The organism is Ruegeria sp. CDSB136, assembly GCF_059610965.1.
Genome location: NZ_JBXWOP010000007.1, coordinates 24,635 through 43,831, shown reverse-complemented (window position 1 = coordinate 43,831; position 19,197 = coordinate 24,635). Strand labels below are relative to the sequence as shown.

At 57.3% G+C, this 19,197-nt stretch carries 18 protein-coding genes; 10 read left to right on the top strand and 8 right to left on the bottom strand.

All coding sequences use genetic code 11. From position 1 onward, the window contains the following. Window positions 1-19: 19 nt before the first annotated feature. Window positions 20-1,771 carry an adenylate/guanylate cyclase domain-containing protein gene (locus tag AC2FIR_RS09255; RefSeq protein ID WP_496745828.1) on the bottom strand — a complete coding sequence of 584 codons (1,752 nt, stop codon included), beginning with the start codon at window positions 1,769-1,771 and terminating at the stop codon, window positions 20-22. Between the two features lie 238 nt (window positions 1,772-2,009). On the opposite strand from AC2FIR_RS09255, the gene AC2FIR_RS09250 reads away from it, so the two are divergent. The 4 genes from AC2FIR_RS09250 to AC2FIR_RS09235 all read left to right on the top strand — a co-directional run bounded on the left by AC2FIR_RS09250 (window position 2,010) and on the right by AC2FIR_RS09235 (window position 5,798). Next, a complete protein-coding gene (locus AC2FIR_RS09250; RefSeq protein WP_496745826.1) occupies window positions 2,010-2,918 on the top strand; it encodes a sterol desaturase family protein in 909 nt (302 codons plus the stop codon). Between the two features lie 4 nt (window positions 2,919-2,922). Next, complete coding sequence (locus AC2FIR_RS09245) at window positions 2,923-3,444, top strand: DUF2141 domain-containing protein (RefSeq protein WP_496745825.1); 522 nt, start codon at window positions 2,923-2,925, stop codon at window positions 3,442-3,444. A gap of 304 nt (window positions 3,445-3,748) precedes the next feature. Then, window positions 3,749-4,336 carry a TetR/AcrR family transcriptional regulator gene (locus tag AC2FIR_RS09240; protein ID WP_496745823.1) on the top strand — a complete coding sequence of 196 codons (588 nt, stop codon included), beginning with the start codon at window positions 3,749-3,751 and terminating at the stop codon, window positions 4,334-4,336. 211 nt (window positions 4,337-4,547) lie between these two features. Beyond that, a complete protein-coding gene (locus tag AC2FIR_RS09235) occupies window positions 4,548-5,798 on the top strand; it encodes an aminotransferase class V-fold PLP-dependent enzyme (protein ID WP_170611525.1) in 1,251 nt (416 codons plus the stop codon). Between the two features lie 182 nt (window positions 5,799-5,980). On the opposite strand, the gene AC2FIR_RS09230 is transcribed toward AC2FIR_RS09235, so the two are convergent. The 7 genes from AC2FIR_RS09230 to AC2FIR_RS09200 all read right to left on the bottom strand — a co-directional run bounded on the left by AC2FIR_RS09230 (window position 5,981) and on the right by AC2FIR_RS09200 (window position 12,585). Next, on the bottom strand, window positions 5,981-6,544 hold the full coding sequence (locus tag AC2FIR_RS09230; RefSeq protein WP_496745821.1) for a PqiC family protein: 564 nt from the start codon (window positions 6,542-6,544) through the stop codon (window positions 5,981-5,983). Window positions 6,545-6,546: 2 nt separating this feature from the next. Next, window positions 6,547-8,628, bottom strand: coding sequence for a PqiB family protein (locus AC2FIR_RS09225; RefSeq protein ID WP_496745819.1), 2,082 nt, complete (start codon window positions 8,626-8,628; stop codon window positions 6,547-6,549). After that, the gene (locus AC2FIR_RS09220) at window positions 8,625-9,266 is read right to left on the bottom strand and encodes a paraquat-inducible protein A (RefSeq protein WP_496745817.1); all 642 of its coding nucleotides are present in this window, start codon (window positions 9,264-9,266) and stop codon (window positions 8,625-8,627) included. The genes AC2FIR_RS09225 and AC2FIR_RS09220 overlap by 4 nt, the downstream gene beginning before the upstream one ends. Beyond that, on the bottom strand, window positions 9,236-9,718 hold the full coding sequence (locus tag AC2FIR_RS09215; protein WP_480492140.1) for a paraquat-inducible protein A: 483 nt from the start codon (window positions 9,716-9,718) through the stop codon (window positions 9,236-9,238). The genes AC2FIR_RS09220 and AC2FIR_RS09215 overlap by 31 nt, the downstream gene beginning before the upstream one ends. Before the next feature lie 505 nt (window positions 9,719-10,223). Continuing rightward, entirely contained in the window at window positions 10,224-10,700 is a 477-nt protein-coding gene (locus tag AC2FIR_RS09210; protein ID WP_170682665.1) for a thioesterase family protein, read from the bottom strand. After that, window positions 10,697-11,587, bottom strand: a complete 891-nt coding sequence (locus tag AC2FIR_RS09205) for an amidohydrolase family protein (protein ID WP_496745815.1) — start codon at window positions 11,585-11,587, stop codon at window positions 10,697-10,699. Before AC2FIR_RS09205 ends, AC2FIR_RS09210 begins: the two co-directional genes overlap by 4 nt. Beyond that, on the bottom strand, window positions 11,584-12,585 hold the full coding sequence (locus AC2FIR_RS09200; RefSeq protein WP_496745813.1) for a nuclear transport factor 2 family protein: 1,002 nt from the start codon (window positions 12,583-12,585) through the stop codon (window positions 11,584-11,586). Before AC2FIR_RS09200 ends, AC2FIR_RS09205 begins: the two co-directional genes overlap by 4 nt. Before the next feature lie 162 nt (window positions 12,586-12,747). On the opposite strand from AC2FIR_RS09200, the gene AC2FIR_RS09195 reads away from it, so the two are divergent. The 6 genes from AC2FIR_RS09195 to hisD all read left to right on the top strand — a co-directional run bounded on the left by AC2FIR_RS09195 (window position 12,748) and on the right by hisD (window position 19,146). Beyond that, on the top strand, window positions 12,748-13,794 hold the full coding sequence (locus AC2FIR_RS09195) for an ABC transporter ATP-binding protein (RefSeq protein WP_496762196.1): 1,047 nt from the start codon (window positions 12,748-12,750) through the stop codon (window positions 13,792-13,794). A 98-nt stretch (window positions 13,795-13,892) separates the two neighbouring features. Beyond that, window positions 13,893-15,137: an ABC transporter substrate-binding protein gene (locus tag AC2FIR_RS09190; RefSeq protein ID WP_480812745.1), complete on the top strand. Its 1,245-nt coding sequence runs from the start codon at window positions 13,893-13,895 to the stop codon at window positions 15,135-15,137. A gap of 71 nt (window positions 15,138-15,208) precedes the next feature. Next, complete coding sequence (locus AC2FIR_RS09185; protein WP_170611510.1) at window positions 15,209-16,240, top strand: carbohydrate ABC transporter permease; 1,032 nt, start codon at window positions 15,209-15,211, stop codon at window positions 16,238-16,240. Between the two features lie 9 nt (window positions 16,241-16,249). After that, entirely contained in the window at window positions 16,250-17,131 is an 882-nt protein-coding gene (locus AC2FIR_RS09180; protein WP_170463829.1) for a carbohydrate ABC transporter permease, read from the top strand. Window positions 17,132-17,266: 135 nt separating this feature from the next. After that, a complete protein-coding gene (locus AC2FIR_RS09175) occupies window positions 17,267-17,797 on the top strand; it encodes an ester cyclase (protein WP_170682669.1) in 531 nt (176 codons plus the stop codon). A gap of 11 nt (window positions 17,798-17,808) precedes the next feature. Next, on the top strand, window positions 17,809-19,146 hold the full coding sequence (gene hisD / locus AC2FIR_RS09170; RefSeq protein WP_496762191.1) for a histidinol dehydrogenase: 1,338 nt from the start codon (window positions 17,809-17,811) through the stop codon (window positions 19,144-19,146). Window positions 19,147-19,197: the final 51 nt, after the last annotated feature.

Below are 19,197 nucleotides of genomic sequence, written 5' to 3'. Positions count from 1 at the left end.
GTACCACTGATCCCATCATCTATTCAGTTTTGACCCGGTAGACGGTCACCTGTTTCGACCGACCTTTCACATGGAAATCGCCGACATGTTCCAGCTGGAATGACGCGCTGAGGCGTCGCGCAGTTGCATCGCTGACCAGGATGTTGGTCGGCTCTTCCGTGGCAAGATCACCGGCCAAAGTCTCTATCCTCGCGCAGGTGTTAACCGTATCTCCGATCACGGTGTAATTCATCCGCTCGACTGCTCCGATATTCCCGACGATGAGCGGACCGGTGTGAATCGCAATCTTCAGGCCATAGCCAACTTTCGCCTCAGCCAGCGCCTGCTTGATGGCCACCGCTGTGCGGCAGGCCCGCTCGGCGTGGTCGACCTGTTCCTGAGGAGCGCCCCAAAACGCCATCGCGGCGTCGCCGATATACTTGTCGAGCGTTCCACCCTCGGCCTGGATGCAACGGTTCAAAATCGCGAAATGGCTATTCAACATGTCGGCCGTGGCCTGTGGTATCATCGTTTCTGACGCAGCCGTAAAGCCCACAATATCGGCGAACATGACAGTCAGCTCGACCTCGCGAGGCCGGACAACATCAGGGTCTCCGGAGTTCAACAATTGCCGCACCAGAGTGCGGGGCAGATAGGTTTCAAACCAGCGCAACCCATCGAGCATCTTGTTGAATGCCACGGCCTGCAGGTTTACCTCCTCAACGCGAGAGGGGGGAAGATAGTCGATCTGATCCAGATTGAGTTCGCTGATCTTGATGGCTTCTTCGGTTGATTTTTTGATTGGGGCCGAAAGCTTTCTGGCCAGCACAATCGCCGCAATCATTGACGCTATTAGGAACCCAATGCTGACAAAGGCAGTGTAGCTGAGGCGCTTCCATTGACTGCTCCAATCGCTTAGCGGGGAGTACTGGCCAATGACCCATGGTTCCGAACCGTACTCATCCAAATTACTGGTCAGAACCAAGTACTCACCGGTTGCGTTCTCCACTACGTAGCCGTCAAAAGAGCTGTCGCCCCCCTGAAACTCGGGGTCTTGTTTTAGGACTTGCGAGATCACCGCGTCATCGAGCGCAGCGATTGAATGCAAAGGCGTGTCCGGACTTAAGGAACTTCCGGACAGGTTCAGCAGCTTCGGATGTGCCAGGACGCGGTTGTCGCCATAGAGAATGAAACCGGTCGCGCCGAATTTGCTGCCCAACTCATCGATGATGTCCGAGAAATGATGCACGGTTGAAGACACAAATATGGCACCCAGGAACACATCGTCCCGATACGCCGGTACGGTGGCCGAAATATGCGTCCTGCCTTCTTCAAAAAACGGTTCGTTCCAGAACAGGCTCTCATAATTTTTGATATCTTCAAGATACCGCAATCGCCCATCCACCGGGGGCTCTGTGATGGTGACAAAGGAAATTCCGTCTGAATCGGCGATTTGACTGGTCACAAAAAGGCTGCCGTCCGGGTAAACAACGGCAAGGTCCGTCAGATAGGGGGCGGAGGCTGCGACGCCCTTGAAATATGCCTTCAGAAAGTCAGTGTTGGACAATTCGACGTCGCCCGAACTTGCATCTTTCTGGAGAGAGTTCGCCAATTCCTCGATAGGGGTCGTCAGGCTAACGACCCTGTCCTCAATTGACTCGACGATCATCGACGCTGAGGTGTTCCACAATTCAGTCGTGTTTTGAACATTGGCGTAGGTTGATACCAGAAGCACCGCGCTGACCGAAAGCGCCACCAACCCGCCTATGGCCAGCGCCAGAAGCGTTGACATTCCAATTCGGACTTTTGATTGCTGGCCAGCTTTGGGCATTTGCTAAACTTGTAATGGGTAGGTGTCTGTTTTGACGAACGGTTTCTTTCAGGAATTACCGATGTCGAGCATGATCGCAAGACAGCGCAATGGATAGGGCTGTGTCGGCATCAAGATAGAGCGTTGGCGTCGGGGCCACTTGACACGGGGCTAAAACTATTTAATTGTCATAAAAGACAATTTAATAGGATCTACCTAAATGGACTTCCTCAACACGTATGTCAGCGACTTCCAGATCAGCTATTGGGAGACGATGATCGACGACTGGTTTTTCGTCTTTGCGATCGGTTTTCTGGTGTTTGAACTTGCGCGTTACGCGATTGGCAAAAAGCTGACCTTCGAGATGGTGGGCGATACCGTCACCAACTTCATCACGCTGGGCTTCTTCCTTGCGATCACTTTTGTTTTGATGGCCGGCTTCTACGTCGGAGCCTATGTCTGGGCGTCTCAATATGCGTTCTTTGACATCCCCACCACATGGGCTTCGTTCCTGATTGTGCTGATCCTCGCGGATTTGGCCTATTATTGGGAGCATCGTATCCTGCATCGGATAAACATCTTGTGGGCCACACATTCGGTGCACCACAGCTCACCCTTCTTCAACATTTCGGTAGCCTACCGGCATGGTCCGCTGGATGGGTTTTGGCCCTTGTTCTTTCATATTCCCCTGGTGCTTTTGGGCTTCAATCCATTTGTTGTCCTGGTCGCGGAATTGCTGGTGCAACTCTACCAGACCGCTTTGCACACCGAAGTCATCGGCAAGCTTTGGAAACCCATTGAATACATAATGAACACGCCGTCGCATCACCGTGTGCATCACGGGTCCAACCGCAAGTATCTGGACAAGAATTACGCCGGAATCTTCATCATCTGGGACCGCATGTTCGGCACGTTCGAAGAAGAAAAAGAAGAAGTCACTTACGGTCTGGTTACGCCGATCAATTCGGTCAATCCGTTTGTAGCCTTTTTTCATGGCTTTGCCCGCGCCTTTGGCGACGCCTGGCGAATGCCGGGGTTCCGAAACAAGCTGGGGGTTCTGTTTGGTCCGCCGGGCTGGCGACCCCAAAAACAAGGCGCCAACGCTTCGGCAAGCGATAAACGGGGTTAAAGCCATGCCTTCAAATTCACAGAGAATGGTCGCGGCGCTGGTAACAACGGCCCTGTTCGTCGGCGGAGCTTGGATGGCCTCGGGATTTGGTACGGACATCCCCCGGACATCGGCATCCTCGACCGGTACGTCTTCGGACAGTGGGTTGGTGATTAACCTGCACAGCGCGCGCAATGACAGAGGCCAGTTTGTTGTCATGGCTTTTGACAATGCGGCTTCCTTTGACGCGCTTGATTTCAACACGGCGGCTGGCTACGTCACGCTTCCCGCCAGCACGGAACCGCAGCGCGTCGATTTCCCGGACCTGAATGACAACTACTACAGCGTGGTGGCTTTTCATGACGAAGACAGTGATTATCAGATGGGTCTCGATGAGAGTTGGACGCCAACGGAAGGCTATGCGGTTTCCGGATTGAATGATCTCTACGATGACCCTGTATTCGAGTACTCACTGATCAGCCCGGGTATTCCGGTGGATCTGGCGTTCTTTTACTGGCCAGATCAGTATTTTACGGGTTGGTTCTGATCATCCTGCCGGTAGGTTATGGTTGTCTTGAACCGGGGCATTTCGGTGTAGTGACGCCGCTTTGCCCCGGGGTCGGGCTGCCAATCAGCGGGTCAGGGCGCTACTCACTTTCCTCGGGTATCTGCGGGGCTTGCAAATGCCTAAAGGCAGGCGGCAAAATGCACATACGCCAGCTTTGCGCTTGATGAAAAATAGCTGGAAAAAGCATAGTTCCGGTATGCCAGACACTGGGCAGTTCAGAATAGTTGACGGCCTGTTTGGACGGATCCGCCCGGTTCGAAATTGAAGAGACGGAGAAATACCAATGGGGCGTCCCTCGGTTCAGAAACAGCGTAAAGCCGAAGTGCTGGATGCATTCATGACGCTGGTGGCCCGTTTCGGGGTTGAGGGCGCAACGCTTGAGAGAATTGCGGAGGAATCCGGACTTAAGCGGCCATTGATACGGCACCATCTTGGAAACCGGGACGAGATGGTACGCGCCTTGGCCCTGCATGTTGTGGAAGAACAGCGCATCTCTTTGGAGAATTTGCGAACAGCTTTGCAGGATTATCCGGGGCTAATGAACTTTGTGGACGCCCTGTTCAGCGAGGACAGCGAAACTGATACACGACTGAACAACGCTTATCAGGCTTTGGTTATGGTCGTGGAACAGTACCCGGACCTCAGACAAATTCTGACGGGTGTTATGGCTGAGTTCTACGCGCTTGCCCGCCAAATTGTCCAGAAAGAGTATCCGTCGGCGGACCCGGAGGATGTCCAGACAGTGGCGCACGGAGTCGTCGACCTTTATCTTACGGCCGATGCCCTGTCGCCGCTGAACCCCCCGCCCGATTGGCGTCGATCGGCCTTTCTGGGGGCTGTGAAGTTGGCGCAGTCGCTTGGAAGCCCTTGAGAGGGACAGCATCGAAATAAAGGGAGGTTCACGGGAATTCGGGTGCCAGCTTACCAAAGTCAGGCACCGTATTCGTTGGTCGGGGCTGCTGATACCTGATCGTCCGATAAAGCATGAAAAATGCAAAGGCATTGCCCATTCATTTTTTGTGAGAAAACTGGGCCCGCGAACAATATATGTCAGACAGAAGTATTTACACGGATGAGTCCCCATGCCCGAGATCAACACACCGCTGCTTGAGCAGATCCGCGATCGCTTTGCCCAGATCGACCATTGCCCGCAACAGGGACCCCGGATTTTCTTCGAAAACGCTGGCGGCGCGCTGACGTTGAACTCAGTGGTGAAAACCTCGCAGGACTATGCGGCCATTCCCGACAATCAGGGGCGTGACAACCCGGGCAGCCATGAGCTGGTGCGCGTGATTAACACGGCCAAGGAAGATATGGCCGTGTTCATGAATGCGCCGGGCGGGCAGTTCTTTGTGGGCGAAAGTGGCACCGAATTGCTGTTCCGCCTGATCATGAACGCCTGTCTGGGCACCGGCGCGGGTCAGGTTCTGGGGACGACCCTGGAACACCCGGCCACCCGCAGCGCCTGTGACCGCTGGGCGCGTATCGCCGGGCAGAACCATGTACTGGTCGCGCATGACAATGCCACTGGTACCGTCACTGCCGAGGCTTATGCCGCAAAAGTCACACCCGACACCAAGGTTGCAACCATCGTACATACTTCACCCGTCACCGGCATGGGTGTCGACGTGGCGGCCGTGGCCGCAGCCATCCGGGCGGTTGCGCCCGAATGCTACATCATCGTCGACGGCATCCAGCACGCCGCGCATGGTCGGATCGACCTGACGGCCTATGGTGTGGATGGCTATGTGATTTCGCCCTACAAGGTGTTTTCGCGCCATGGCTATGGGGTTGCCTGGATCTCGGACCGGCTGACGGCGCTGCCGCATAACAGCCTGCTGGATGGCCCTGCCGACAACTGGGAGATGGGGACCCGCGACACCGGATCTTACGCCACCATGTCCGACGTGGTCAGCTATTTCGAGTGGCTGGGCGAGCAGGTCAGCGACGCCACCGACCGGCGGGCCAAGTTCGTTGCGGCGGGCGAGGCGATCCACGCGCAAGAAAAGGCGCTGACGGATGCGATGATCCACGGCACCGGCAACCTGCCGGGTCTGGCCGAGATGGAGAAGGTGACCATTCTGGGCGGCATCGACAACCCGGCGCGCGAAGGTCTGGTGTCGCTGCGGGTCGAGGGTGTGCCTTCAGTCGATGTGGTGCGAATGCTGAACGAGCAGGGTATCCGAACGCATCTGCGCAAGGCAGATCACTACTCTGGCAATATCCTGACGCCGCTTGGCATGGACAGCTGTGTGCGCGTGTCAATGTGCCATTACAACAGCGTTGCCGAAGTCGCCCAGTTCCTGGGCGCAATGAAATCCATCGCCGCCTGAATCCGCAGGCGGGAACGCCCTTTGAAAACGCATGCCTGGGCAGCAGTGATCGGGGCAGGCCTGGTTTGCGCTCGTTTGGAGCGCGGTGCGCTGGAATGAAGCCCTCAAAACGCCCGTATCTGACCTGCCTTCACCCCTTTGCGCGTTCCCCTTGTCCTATGCGCAACCGCCCGGCCAAAGGACTATTTCAGTGCATTGCTTGCCAGGAACCGGGCAAGGTTTGCGACGGCTCGTCCCCGGGCCTTGGCGATGTTGGTGCTGTTCAGCGGTTCGCCGATTGGCTCAACCAGTTCAAACAGCCCCGACCGTTCTCGCCCCCCGTCGAGCCGACCCAGGAAATACTGCCCTGAGACAAAAAAGGTGCCGTCGGCCCGTGCCACGAAGGATTCAAACCGCAGGTCCAGAATTCCTGCAGGCGGTTCCTCGAATGGCCACGGTGAGGATGCAATCCGAGTTCTGGTCAGGCCGGTAAGATGACGGGTCAGTTCCAGCGCAATCGCGCGTGAAGGTTTGTCCGCCCAGAGAACCGACCCTTCGGTAACCAGCAGACCGCCTTCGCCTTCGATCGAAATCTCGTCCGCCACGGCGTAACCGGGCAGCGACGGCTCTTTGATCTCGAGCGACGAAACGCCTATTCTGACACGGCCTTCCAAAGTTGGTTCATTGACCGAAACCCGGTCGTTCAGCCCGCCGCAGCCCGCCAACAGCACCAGGCTCAGGCACTTGAGGAATTTTTGTAGCGGCATGTCTATCGTCCCTTGATCAATATGCTTGGATCGCGTTCCAGCGTTCGAAGCAGCGCCGCAAGCGCATTGGCCGCCTGCTGAATGTCGCGCAGCGCCGCTCGTGCATCGCGGCTGAGTGCTTCACCCTTGTTGAAACCACTGATGGTGGCAGATGCCTCGTCCATCAGTTTGCTGGCTCTCTCGGCCAGAGCGGGCAGTTCGCTGGTCGAGCTGGCAATCGCGTCGGCGGCATTGCGCGCCGAGGTCAGGGTTGCGTTTACGTTGTCGACCGCGCCACCCTCGCGCAAATCGACCAAAGCGGCGTTGACTTCGGCCAGTGTCGCATTCAGTTGCACAGGCAGGTCCTGAACGCCTTCGGTTTGAATGAGCTCATCCAATGTTGCGACAATCCCGGTCAGTTCGGTGACCAACTGGTCCAGGGGCAAAGCACCGGCCCTTGAAGCCAGAGTGTTCAGGCTCGACAACAGCTCTGGAAGGCCGGCAATGGATGTGTCCACGGATTCCATGGCGTTTGTCGCCGCATCCACGGCGCCGAGCAGGCGCTGTGTGACCTGCTCGGTCCTGAGTTCGGTCAACATTGCATCGACCTGATCCAGCAGTTTATTGATATTCCCCGCGACCGAGCGAACGTCGTCAGATTCAACCACGGCCGTGGCTGCCGCCAGCAGCTTACGCAGGTCTTCGGGCGTTTCCCGGATTGCGTCGCTGGCCACAAAAGCGCGGGCAGTGTCAAGAAACGCGACGGCACTGGACATCAACTCTTCGACCGGAAGCGCCTGGATACGCGTCAGAACACGCTCGACCGAGGCTTCCCCCGACTGGATTTCGCTCTGGGTGGTAGGCAGGATTGTTATCCCTTCGGCGGTTTCATTCCAGTCGAACGGATCATCATCGGTGTTGTCGACAAATTGCACTTTCAAGCCACCGGAAAGCAGGCTGGCAGAGGCCAGTTGCGCGCGCATCCCCTCATCGGCCCGCGTTTTCAGAAACTCAAGCGCGGCAGCGGGTGAAACTTCATCTGGCAGGCCAAGACGCGTCGGTTGTATGGCCAGGACCGCATTCAGGCGCACCCGGTTGTCCCCGAAGGCCTCCTCATCAATAAGACCGATGACGCTGTTCACCGTTCCAATCCTCAGACCCGCCAGTTCGACGGGGGCGTCCACACTGAGGCCCGAGATGTTGTCGTCAAAGATCACACTGACAAACAGTTCATCGACCTGCGACTGGTTGAAGATGCTGTCCCGTGCGGCTTCGGAGTCTTCATAGACCTGGAACAACGTACCGTCAGATACGGCCGAGCCTCCTGACACGAACGTGTCGAATGTGATGCCTCCTGCCACGAGGCTGGCTATGGAAGTGAAATCGACAGATGCACCGGCCGCGCCGACAGAAATGCTGAAACCGGACGTGTCCCAGAACCGCGTCGTGTCATTGATGAGACGTTGGTGCGGATTGTAGATGATCGCCTCGGCCACGGCAAAATTTCCGCGCGGATCGATCGAGGCTTTGCCGACCCGTCCAACCTCGATGCCACGAAAAAGAATGGGCGCATCATCCGTCAACTGGCCACGGGCCGAGCTGCGCAAGGTCAGCTGCAATCCGGGCTTGTCTGCCCGGAACAAGGGCGGCTGCGGTCTGCCTTTGAAGAGTTTGGTCGGCTCGCCCGGATTCGCATCCCAGCTGCCTTCAATGTAGACGCCGCTTAGAACCGTTTCGAGTCCAGACACGCCTTGGGTGGTGAGTTCAGGCCGAACCACCCAGAACTGGGCAGAAGCATCGACATATGGCGAAATCTCCTTGCTCAGACGGATTTGCGCCTCGACGGCCTTAAGCCCTTCGGTCAGGCCGACTTTTTCGACCAACCCGACAGCCACGTCCCGAAAGCGCAGCTCGGTCGAATTTGCGACAAGGCCCGCGCCGTCCTCGAATGTGACATGAATTACCCGGCCCTGACTGGAAAGAGACTGCCAGGCAACCGCCAGCGCGACCGCAACCGCGGCAATCGGGATGACCCATATCAGCGATACACGGTCCCATATCCGGCGCGGTTGCTGTTCGATCGGTACATCGGGAATATCGTTCATTTGGCTTCCTGACGTTGGCGTGAATCCCAGATCAACCTTGAATCAAAGTTTTGGGCGGAGAGCATGGTGAATATCACCGAGAGTGCAAAAAAGAGACTGGCGGTGCCGGGTCTGATCGATGCCAGGCTGCTGAGCTGAACCAGAGAGGACAGGATTGCAACTACAAAAATGTCGATCATCGACCAGCGGCCCACGTATTCCACGACCTCGTGCACCAGTCGGAGCTGCGTCATGGAGAGTGAAGACCGGCGGGATATGCTGAGCGCCAATAGGGCGATGGCGGCAAACTTGCCCAACGGAATGGCGACGCTGGCCAGCAGGATTATGGCCGCAATTCCGAATGCGCCGTGATGGATCAGATCCACGGCCCCACCCACGATGGTGTCTGCTTGCCGGGTGAAAAGCGTGCGTGTTTCCAGCATCGGGTACAGATTGGCCGGGATGTACGCCATGACGCCGACCAACCACCATGCCCAAACACGCTGGATCGCCAATTCATCACGCGACCGGAGTTTTCGCCCGCATCTTTGACAGGTGCGGGTTTCGCCCATGCGATGCACCTTTGTGCAGGATCGGCAGGCGACCAGCCCAAGCTCGCGCGCGCTGACTATTTTCTGGGATGAATCAGAGAGTTCCATACAGACCATCTACACAGAAGACTGTCCTGCACGATGACGAGCAGGACAAGTGCGGTGAACATCCAGAAGGCGGCGCCGAACTGAATTTCGGCGACGTCAGCAACTTTGGTCAGCGCAACGGCGCAGCCCAACACAAAGATCTCGGCCATGGACCAGGGGCGCAGCGCTTCGACCCATCGAAACGCGGGCTTTGCCCCGGGAAGCAAAGGGCGTTCCAGCACGATCGGCAGAAGTACATAGATGCTGAGGACTGCGCGGGCCAGCGGGATCAGAACGATCAGCAGGATCATGGCCAACACGAGAGGGCCGTAAATGCCGCCTCGGAACGCCAGCGCGGTGCTCATGATCGACACCGAGTTGTGAACGCCACCCGCCCGGACGGTGAGAAACGGAAAGAACATTGCAGCGACCACAAGTACAGCGACCGAAATAGCCAGGGCAATGATCTGCATACCGGCCTTCCGCTTCGGAGTAATGAGCACAGTGTGACATCTGGCGCATCTGGCACGCTCGGCGAATTCGGGCTTAACCAGCCGAAATGCGGCATCACAGTTCGGGCACACGATCACATCCGTCGGGGTGACAGGTTCATGAGACGCGTTTGTTATCTGACCTTCTCCCCCAATGCTTGCCTTGGGACGGACCAAAAAAGGTGCACCTAGGATGTGTGCTTTAGATCATATTGATTTATCCTGACAGATGTTTTTTTGAAATCGGTCAGCTTAAATCACTTGGTCAGCTTTCGCGGAGCTGACTTTGAACACGACTGCGTGGATAGGCTGATGCCTTTGCCATGAGGCCGATGTGCCTGTCTTGTCAATCGAGCGGCGTCTTCCCGCTGTTCTCTTCGGGACGACTTGCGCAGGTCCGCGGATATGACTATGCGTGCTCGTTCATTAGGATCGGGATCGTTCGCCAATCCTCAGTTTCCTGCAAGCTGATTTACTGATTTTGCAGTCATGTTGATCGGGGGATGCGCCCAGTTGTCATCGGGCGTGAACGGAACTCAAGCTCTGCCGCTTCCCGATCTGGCAATTTCGCCTTCTGCAATCGCTGCAGGATGTCTGCCGGAATCGGTGCAGCATGAGGGCTTGGTATTTGCCGGACGTGAAGCTCCATGAACTCGCAAACGGCCGATAGCTCACCTTTGTTAAGCATCTTCATGTGCAGATGAAAGCGTTTTTCATCACAGTCCAGAACTCGGGTTTCAATGCGAAGCCGGTCCGCTTCCTTGACTTCTCGCAGGAAAAACTTGTGATCTTCCAGCAGGTAGATCGTACATCCGGTGCGCGCGCGATAATCGGCATCAAAGCCGACCTCATCCTGCATTGCATCGACGGCAAGGCTGAAGACCAGCCCGTAATAGGCATCCCGCATGTGGCCGTTGTAGTCGATCCACTCGGGCCTCACGGTAGTTTCAAAGATGAATATCATGCCGTTGGGGCCTTCAGGTCATAAAACCGCGCGGCAGTATCATGGAATACGGCCGCCTGAACCTCAGCCGGAATCAGATCACGGTAAGCCTGCACCAGCGTCGCGTAATCGCTGTAGAGTTTGTCGACCGGGAAGTTCGATCCGAACATGACCCGCTCTGGTCCGAATTGTTCAAGACAGACTTCCACGATGGGGTGAATACTGTCGGTGGTCCAGGTGTGATCGAACATGCCCAGACCGGACAGCTTGCAGGTTACATGCGGCAAGTCGGACAGGACGCGCAATTGTAATGCCCAGTCTTTCAGGCCCGTTGGGCTGCGGTCATGGGGCGATCCGGCATGGCAGAGCGCAATCGGCGTCTCCGGCGCCTGCGAAAGAACGCGGGCGGTCTTCTCCATCAATTCAGGAATAAGTTGCAGATCGAAGCTGAGCTTTCGTTGTCCGGCTTCTTGCAAGCCAGCCAGGAAGTGTGGATCGTCCAGCAAAGCATTGGTGCCGGTTTGCGCGTCCTCTCCGGGCGCGCGACCGACGATCTGGCGCACGCCGCGCACAGTCGGCAGGGTCTGAAATGTGTCCAGTCGGTCAGACAGATCGGACGACGTCAGGTCACAGAACACAACCTGCGCCATCGGCCAGTCCGGGGAGGCGTCGGCGACGGATTGAACCCATCTGGCTTCGTCCAGACCGTTCTCGGCCCCCACCTGGATATGCACCGAAGCGCGGGTGCCGCAGGCTGCGGCGTCTGCGCGAAATTCGGTCAACTGGTAATCCCGCTGAATGGGTGTCGGGTCACCAAAGAACCTGTCCACCCCGCGCGCCATCAGCCATGGGTAATGCACCGCGGTAAGATCCCAAAGGTGGTGATGCGCGTCAATCCAGCCGGTCATGTTCGCGGTACCCTTGCCATGCGCCCCAGAATGTCGACACCCTGTTGTTTCCAGAAATGCAGAAGGTCGATGAAAATCCAGTTCTCGGCAAGTTTATCCCCCTTGCGGCGATAGATGTCGATCACCCGGAACTCGGCAGCTTTGTCGGTGGCAGGCATCCCCATAAACCCGCCGGTGGGACGGGCCGTGAAATTCGGCCATCCGAAAAACCCGCCATAACACCCTTCCGCCATCCGACAAATGTGCTTGGTTTTCGACCGGTCCGCGAAGCCTGCGCGGAAGGGGCCTGAATGCTGCTGTGCGTAGCGTTCGATTGTGTAGGTTGCACCGATACCGGACGGACCCCACCAGATCATGTCTTCGCACCATGTGCGCCGCAGCTCGTCCTCAAGGCTGAGACCGCTATCCCATTGGCCCAGATCGGAAATCATTGCGTTGATGGCCGCCAGGGTCCGTTCTCCTTCCTCGGCGGGTTGGGGTCCGAACATCAGACCGTCGTGCGTCATCGGCCCGGGCTGGACAAGCTGAGCTGCGGTCTGCGGCGGGAATGGCTGCAACCCGGCCTGCATCATGAGATGAGGAATATCGAAATACATCGCCGTCTCGGTGATCTTGCCGTTCTCGACCTTGTTGAACTCGCAATATCGCAGAAACGCCATCTTGCCTGTGGGGGCGATGCCCAGCCACGCATTGTCGAACAGCCCCATCAGATGGCCCATGGAAACAACCCAAACCGAGGAAAATCCGTCCATCTCGTTTCGGCCGGCCATGAACACGTCCATCCGTCGCTGCATATGCCGCAGGCTGTGCCTTAGAGGTTGCCAGAATCTCTGTGCCACTGCGTCCGTGCCATGCAATTCATCAAACGGATGAAATCCGCGCCACACGTAGTCTTCTGCGCAGAACTCGGACATCGCGTCAGCGGCGGCCGATTCTCCGTTCTTGCTGAGTGCTTCGTAGTACTCGACGACGACGGCTTTTTGGGCTTCGTAGGACATTTTCAATTTCTTTCAGTGCTCTAAGCGCTGGGATGGAGCTGTATGCCACGGATGGCAAGGGGTGATTTTGCATGCGCATGCAAAAAAAACTTGCCAGATGTTTCTTTTGCTGTCTATGCTTTTTGCAAACGTATGCACGTTGGGTCCAGCTGGGAGGTCAGAATGGCCGAAATTCAACTTCGCAATGTTGGAAAGCGTTGGGGTTCTTTTGTGGGGGTTGATAATTTTGACCTGACGATTTCCGACAAGGAGTTTCTGGTTCTTCTTGGCCCGTCAGGCTGCGGCAAGACGACAACCATGCGCATGATCGCCGGTCTGGAAGATGCCAGCGAGGGCGACATTCTGATCGACGGGACCCGCGTGAACAACATGGAGCCCAAGGATCGTGACGTGGCGATGGTGTTCCAGTCCTATGCACTGTACCCGAACATGAACGTTTACGAGAACATCCGGTTCCCGCTGAAGGTCCGCGGAATCGACCCGTCCACGCATGACGAAAAAGTACGCCGTGCATCGGCGATGGTGGAACTGGACGACTTCCTGCATCGCAAGCCTGCGGAATTGTCCGGTGGTCAGCGTCAGCGCGTCGCGCTTGCCCGCGCCATCGTGCGCGAGCCGAACGTATTCCTGATGGACGAGCCGCTGTCCAACCTTGACGCCAAACTGCGCGTGTCCACCCGGGCACAGATCAAGAACCTCAGCCACGAACTGGCGGTGACCACGATCTATGTGACCCACGACCAGATCGAAGCGATGACGCTGGCCGATCGTGTTGTGGTCATGAAACAGGGCGTGGTGCAGCAGGTTGGTAGCCCGACCGACATTTACGACACTCCGGCCAACACTTTTGTCGCCAGCTTCATCGGCAACCCTGCGATGAACCTGATGGAAGGTGAGGCACGGGGCGGCACCTTCACGGCCAAAAACGTTGAAATTTCCGGGCTGAACGCGCCGGACGGCCCGCTGACATTAGGCTTCCGGGCCGAAGATGCCGGCCTTGCTGCCGAAGGGCAGGGGCAGATCAACGCCCCGATCTACACGCAGGAATTGCTGGGGGACGCCACTATGATTTCGGTTCGCGTTGGCGGTGCCCTCATTTCGGTGAAGGCAGACAAGAATTTCCGGGCAGAGATCGACGACATGGTTTCAATCTCGGTTCCGGCCGAAATCTGCCATCTGTTTGATGGCAAAACCGGTGCCCGGATCTGAACACGGCCCTGCTCAATGATCGGGGCGAACCCCGGCAACAAAACTTCATGCGCGAACGGGCCTCGCGCTCAAATTCTCAAAACAACAGGGAGACAGAAATGTTCCTAAGAAAAATCGCTACAGCAACCGCCTTTGTGGGCCTGATGAGCTCGGCAGCTTATGCCGCCAATTGCGGCCCCGAGGGGCAATCGATCCGCATTCTGGCCAGTGACTTTCCGGCGATCCACGCCGTCGCGGGAGCCGCCGAAGCCAATTGTGGTGGGGCCGCGGCTGAATTCAACACCAACCACACCACCGAAGCGCGCTCGATCATGAACGCCGCTCTGACCCCGAACCCGTCGGAATATACATCGGTGATCCTGGCCAACTCGACTTTGACCCAGCTGATGAACGACGGTCTGGTGCGGCCGCTGAACGATCTGGTCGAAAAATACAAAGACAGCATCCCGCCGAACCTGCTGATCACCATCGATGGCAATGTCATGGCTGTGGCCTTCATGGCGAACTCGCAGCACCTGTTCTCGCGCAAGGATATCCTGGAACAAGCTGGTTTCGACGGCATCCCGGCCACCTATGAAGAGGTTCTTGAAGCCGCTGAGAAAATCCGTGCTGCCGGTATTATGGAACATCCGATCGCAATGAACCTTCAGACCGGATGGAACCTGGCCGAGGTGTTCAACATGATCTATCTCGGTCATGGCGGTGAGTTCTTTGTACCGGGGTCGGCCGAGCCGTCGATCAACAACGAAAAAGGCGTGGCCGCACTGGAAGTCATGAAGGCTCTGGCGGAATACGCCCACCCCGACCACCTGACCCACGCGTCAAACGAAACGCAGGGCCTCTGGGAATCTGGTCAGGCGGCTCTGGCCGTCATGTGGGGTTCGCGCGGCGCGCCAATTCTGGATGATGAAGGGTCCACCGAAGAGGTGACCTCGAATACTGTTTTGTCGGCTGCACCAACCGTTGGCGGCGGATCGATCCCATCTGCCACGCTGTGGTGGGACGGTATAACGATCGCATCCAACGTGTCGGATGAAGAGGCCGAGGCATCCTTTGCTGCACTGATCAGCGCCCTGACCCCGGAAATGGTTGCAGCAAACAACGATGATGCCGTCTGGCTGATTGACGGCTTCCAGCCCGGACCGGCTGCAGCAGGGGTTGCAGAGACCGTTAGCGGTGGTGCGAAACCCTATCCGATGATCCCGCAAATAGGCCTTCTGCATGCGGCACTTGGTGCGGAGCTGGCGGATTTTCTGAAGGGTGACGAAAGCGCTGAACAGGCGTTGGCGGATGTTGAAGCCGCCTACCGGACGTCGGCCAAAGAAGCCGGCTTTCTCAAGTAACACTCCCCGACTTGAGGGGGCGCAATCTGCCCCCCTCATCTTTTTCCGGACTAAAGACTGGGACGTACGCCATGAAGCACCGCACCTTTTTCTGGTTCATTCTGCCCACGCTTTCCGCGATGATCCTGTTCATCGCTCTGCCGATCGTCTCGGTTTTCGTCCAATCGCTCTTTGTCGAGCATGAGCAGGTTCTGCTGGTTTCCGAAAGCTGCGGGCCATTTGGGTGTACCCCGACCACCACGGTCGACACCGAGGCCACTGCAAAGCTGCGCGCAGAACAACCCCTTGGGCGGTTCAACGGTCTGGGCACATATATCAACCGTTCACACCTGGCTTTTGCCGAGATCGGAGAAGCGTGGGCAAGCTCTGAAAGCCTGGGTGATTTTTGGGCTAAGGTGTATAACCTGCCGTTCTACAGCGCCCTGACATTCACCCTGGCCTATACCTTTATTGTCACGCCGTTGGTGTTGGCCCTTGGGCTGGCCATTGCCGTAGGCGTCAACAATCTGCCCCGCGCGCTCAAAGGGGTTGCGATCTTCATTTCGCTTCTGCCGTTTCTTGTTACACCGCTTGTCGGCTCGCTGATTCTGTTCTGGATGGTCGATGGTGATGGTGTAATCGGCGCCACCATTCAACGCATATTCAATGATCCGACACTCAGTCTGAAGGCGTCGACGGCGCTGACATGGACCATGCTGATGGTTTACGGCGTGTGGCATACCCTGCCGTTCAGTTTCATCACCTTCTACGCGGGTTTGCAAACCGTCCCCGATGATACGATGGAAGCGGCACAGATCGATGGCGCGACGAAGTGGCAGCGCTTGATCCATGTGATCGTTCCACACCTGATGCCGCTGGTTTCGTTTGTGACGCTCATGCTGATCATGGATAACTTCCGCGTTTTTGAGCCGATCGTCAGCTTCAAAGCCGAGGCCCACGCACAGTCGCTCAGCTGGATCATCTACAATGATCTGCGCGAAAGCGGCAATCCGCTCTATGCCTCAGCAGGTGCGACTTCGCTGATAACTATCATCCTTGCGGTCATCCTGATGTCACCGGTGCTTGTTCGCACCTGGCGCGACTTTACCCGTAAATCTCACTGAGGACACGACATGGCGACCAAAGCACAATCCCGCATGACCCCGCTAAAGCTGTTCTCTTACGGTTTCGTGGCCCTCTGGCTGCTGATCGCTGCCTTCCCGTTCTTCTGGACCTTCTGGGGCAGCTTCAAGGTACAGGCCGACTTCTTGTCCAAGGCCAACTGGATGAACGCCCTGACTGGCGCCAACACGATTGAGCAAACCGGCAGCGCCTTTACCGGTGCTGGCTATCATGGGGCGTGGGTTCTGGAAGATTTCTGGTTCAACTTCAAGAACACCGGCATTGTGGTCTTCTTCACCGTGCTGATCTCGCTGACCTTCGGAACGCTGGGGGGATATGCGTTGGCGCGGTCCGGTTTCCGCTATGCGTTCTGGATCCTGATGGCAGCGCTGGTGTTTCGCGCGATGCCGCATATGACGCTGGTCTCGGGTTACCTGCTGTGGTTCTTCGAGTGGAATGTCTGGGGCATCCTGCCGACCACCATCATCGTGCTTGTGGCGATCAACCAGCCCTTTACCCTGTGGATGCTGCACTCGTTCTTCAAGAACATTCCCAAGGACATGGACGAAAGCGCCATGGTTGATGGCTGCACCCGGTTTCAGGCCTTCCGGCATGTTATTGTCCCGGTCATGTGGCCCGGCGTGATCACCACAGGCCTGTTCAGTTTCCTGCTGGCCTATAACGACTTTACCGTGGCCGTAATGCTGCTGAGTGAAGAGAACGAGACCATCATTCCCGCCATCAACAGCTTCATGGGCACCACGCAGGTTGAAGGCAAGGTCATGTATGCCGTCGCAGCCGTGGTTTCGGCCACTGCCCCGTTGTTCGTCCTGATCCTGTTCTTCCAGCGTCAGATCGTCAGCGGTCTGACAGCAGGGGCGGTCAAGGGCTGATGAGTGCATCTGCAAGACATAACGCCATTGCGCGCCACCCGGCGCTCAACCGGATGCCAAGGGATTTTCTGACGGCCGACTAACCCTCCCCGTCCACACAGAAAACCTCTTGGCAACCAGATAAGGAATAGAGACATGAAGGGTTCCCGCCCTGAACAGGCCGTGCTGACACGCGACACGGACATGAGCAAAACCGAACAAACCCGGGCCGTGATCGAGGGTATGGTCGACGGTTTGAACGACCATCGCATCGACGATATCGGCGAGTTTTTCGCGGAAGGGTTCCGTTGGCTGGGCAACCAGGGCTGCGGCACCAAGACCGGGTTGAAGGAATTTCAGGAAAACTGGCAGCGCCCGTTTCAGGCGGCGTTTTCCGACAAGACCTGCATCGACGAGGCCCGGCTGTATATGGGCGAGTGGGCCGCAGCCTTTGGCCGGCAGGAGGCGACACATTCGGGCGAGTTTCTGGGCATCGCTCCCACCGGCAAGCGGGTCGAGATCCGCTACATGGACTTCTGGAAAGTCGTTGACGGCAAGATCGTCGACAATTGGGTGAATGTCGATTTTGCCCACGTTGCCGCGCAGCTGGGCGTTGATCTGTTCAATGGCGAAGGCTGGGAAGCATTTGACCGGGGAGAGAAGGTTCCGCCCCGGCCCGAAAACTGAGGATTAGGACAATGGCAATTGAACACCTGAAACGCGGCAAACCCGAGGCTGACCGGGCCGACGACGATGCCAAAACCCGCGCCGTTGTCGAGGCAACGCTGAAGGACATCGAAACCCGAGGCGATACCGCGGTTCGCGAGTTGTCGGAGAAATTCGACAGCTACTCGCCCGATAGCTTTCGCCTGAGCCAGCAACAGATCGACGAACTGATTGCGTCTTTGTCCGAGCGTGAACTGGCCGATATCAAATTCGCCCAGAAGCAAGTGGTGAATTTCGCACAGGCGCAGCGCGACTCGATGCTGGATATCGAGATTGAAACCCTGCCCGGCGTGATTCTGGGGCACAAGAATATCCCGGTGCAGTCTGTGGGCTGCTACGTGCCCGGTGGCAAGTTCCCGATGGTCGCTTCGGCGCATATGTCGGTAGCAACGGCAAAGGTTGCGGGTGTTCCCCGGATCATCGCCTGCACGCCGCCATTTCAGGGTAAGCCGAACGCGGCCGTAATCGCGGCGATGCATCTGGGCGGTGCGCATGAGATTTATGTCATGGGCGGCATTCAGGCGATTGGCGCTATGGCGATTGGTACGGAAACCATCGATCCGGTTCACATGCTGGTTGGACCCGGCAATGCCTTTGTTGCCGAAGCCAAGCGCCAGCTGTTTGGCCGCGTCGGCATCGATCTTTTCGCGGGTCCGACCGAGACGATGGTCATCGCCGATGAAACCGCAGCCGATGCCGAGCTTTGCGCCACCGATCTGCTGGGGCAGGCCGAGCATGGCTATAACAGCCCCTGCGTTCTGGTCACCAACTCGCGCAAGCTGGCCGAAGACACGCTGAGCGAGATCGACCGTATCCTCGGCATCCTGCCCACCGCTTGTACCGCCAAGGTCAGTTGGGAGGAATATGGTGAGGTCATCCTCTGCGATACCTATGACGAGATGCTGCAAGTGGCTGATGACATCGCGTCCGAGCATGTTCAGGTCATGACCGACCGCGATGACTGGTTCCTGGAAAACATGACCTGCTACGGCGCGCTGTTCCTCGGGCCACGCACCAACGTGGCCAATGGCGACAAGGTAATCGGCACCAACCACACGCTGCCGACCAAAAAAGCGGGTCGATATACCGGTGGCTTATGGGTGGGCAAGTTTCTGAAAACCCACAGCTATCAGAAGGTTCTGACGGACGAGGCCGCAACAATGGTCGGCGAATACGGTTCGCGGCTTTGCATGCTGGAAGGTTTTGTCGGCCACGCCGAACAGTGCAACGTCCGCGTCCGCCGTTTTGGCGGCGTCAACGTGCCATATGGCGAGGGTGCTGTGTATCGCGAGACTGCCGAGGCCTCCTGAAAGGCGCGGCGGAAATCGCTGTCAAACCAGCGCCCGGGGTTGGCTCGGGCG